Annotated in this window: 2 protein-coding genes; one reads left to right on the top strand and one right to left on the bottom strand. The window is 70.5% G+C overall.

All coding sequences use genetic code 11. The annotated features are described in order from the left end of the window. The first annotated feature begins 64 nt into the window (after positions 1 to 64). The gene (gene sorU, locus A612_RS08055) at positions 65 to 394 is read left to right on the top strand and encodes a SorU family sulfite dehydrogenase c-type cytochrome subunit (protein WP_011803506.1); all 330 of its coding nucleotides are present in this window, start codon (positions 65 to 67) and stop codon (positions 392 to 394) included. 155 nt (positions 395 to 549) lie between these two features. Here sorU and A612_RS08060 read toward each other — a convergent pair. Continuing rightward, a partial coding sequence (locus A612_RS08060; RefSeq protein ID WP_019373994.1) for a peptidoglycan-binding domain-containing protein occupies positions 550 to 1,473 on the bottom strand: 924 nt, incomplete at its 5' end.

Here is a 1,473-nt window from a genome sequence, read left to right on the forward strand (position 1 = left end):
CAGCCGCCGCCGCCCGGCCCGGCCACCAGGCCGGGCGGCCCGCGGCGCGCCCCTGCCATTCACCATGATCCAGAAAAAACTGCCGTCCCTCGCCCTGTCCACCCTCTTGCTGGCCGCCGGCCCAGCGCTGGCCGATGAAGCCGCCCAGATGGCCCTGGGCAAGAAGCTGTTCAACACCGCCACGCCAGCCTGCGCCGTGTGCCACACCCTGAAGGACGCCGGCGCCGAGGGCGCCATCGGCCCCGTGCTGGACGAGCTGCAGCCCGACGCCGACCGCGTCACGCGCGCCATGCGCAACGGCATCGGCAGCATGCCGTCCTTCAAGGGCACGCTGAGCGATGCGGAGATTGCCGCCGTCGCCCTGTACGTGAGCCGCGCCAGCCGGGGCAAGTGAGCCCGGCAATCCTGCGCGCCTCGGCGTGTTTATAGGAAAAACCACCTCCAGCCCTTGCTGCACAAGCGCTGGCAGCTAGCAAAAAGATAGTTGAAAGCAAAAACGCCAGCGCGGCCTTGAGCCGCGCTGGCGTTTTTTTCAGGGGCGCTGGTGGATCAGCGCGACAGCGCGCCCGCCGTAGCCGTGTCCAGGCGGCCCGTCACGGGCAGGCCCTGGGACTGCTGGAATTCGCGCAGCGCCTTGGCCGTTTTCGGGCCTGCGGAGCCGTCGGGCGTGCCGACGTTGTAGCCCAGCGCATTCAGGCGCTCCTGCGCCTCGCGCACCGACATGGCTGCGCCCGCCCTGGTTTGCGACGGAGCCGCCCCGCCGTCCACCGACAGCTTGCCGCCGCCGCCCAGGCCCTGGCCCTGCACCGACTGCGCCTTGTAGTTGCGCAGCGCCACAACCATTTGGTTGTAGGCATCCATGAACGCAGCGGTGATCACCTTGCCTTGCGCGGTGTTCTGGTAGCCCCCCAGGCCACCGCCGGCCGAGCCGCCGAACAGGCTGCCGAAGCCGGCAAAGTCGCTCTTGGAGGCGCTGCCTTCGGAGGCCGCCACCTGCACGCCCGAGCGGTTGTCCACCAGGGTCAGCATGGCGCTGGCCTCGCGCGTCTTCAGGCCGCCGCCGACGGCCGCCAGCGCACGGCCGCTGCCGCCGCCGATCAGGCCGCCCAGCACGCCGCCGATGGCGCCTGCGTCGTTGTTCGAGAAGATGATCTCGGGCGACAAGCCGTAGTCGGACGCCACCATCTGGCCCCGGCCAAAGTTGCTGCCGCCGCGCATCTCGCCGGAGCCCATGAGCTGGCGCTCGCGGTCCATGGCGCGCATGCCGGCTGCGCCGCGCTCCACCACGATGAAGCAGTTGGACTGCTGGATCAGCAGGCGCAGCAGGTTGGCCGTGGGGGGCAGCTTGTACTCGTTGCGCAGGATGGTGTACCAGCCGGCGTCCTGGTTCTCGACCAGCGACACGGTGCCCAGGGGCGACTGGCAGCGTTCCAGCTGGCCGCTCTCGTTGGCGGCGCTGCCGCCGGCGGCAGC

Origin of the sequence: Melaminivora alkalimesophila, from assembly GCF_000282995.1 — a bacterium.
In the GTDB taxonomy this organism is placed as follows: Bacteria; Pseudomonadota; Gammaproteobacteria; order Burkholderiales; family Burkholderiaceae_C; genus Melaminivora; species Melaminivora alkalimesophila.